Source organism: Peribacillus sp. SIMBA_075 (genome assembly GCF_046534585.1).
The window spans coordinates 1-379 of sequence record NZ_JAWRYN010000186.1; the positions used below are offsets into that span (position 1 = coordinate 1).

Here is a 379-nt window from a genome sequence, read left to right on the forward strand (position 1 = left end):
GTTCATGTTATCCCTTCTTTATCTATAAAATGATGCTTTTCAGCTGTGACACGTTTTGAGATAAAACGCTGTTTTTGCCTAAATAATCGAGCAATGAGCTGATTAAAAAGGTTCTCGGTTGATCCTTTGATAATTCTTGATTCAGCAGCTCAAATGCAGAGAGGAGATCGTCCTTTTCTTCTCCGTTTGAAAGTGCATGAAGCTCTTGCTTGATCTTCGTTAAGTACGTAATGACATGTTTTTCTTCATCATATTCGTCCTGTGAGGAAAGCAGATAAGAGTCCATCAGCTCATCTGTTAACACAGGCTCAATGGAGCAAGGCTTTTTCGATACACGGTCCATCACACCGATGATCATTTCGGCAGCATTTTCTAATTG

At 39.6% G+C, this 379-nt stretch carries 1 pseudogene; it reads right to left on the bottom strand.

The features are described from left to right. Window positions 1-22 precede the first annotated feature (22 nt). Window positions 23-379, bottom strand: a pseudogene (locus SB775_RS27745) (TetR/AcrR family transcriptional regulator); the annotation flags it as partial.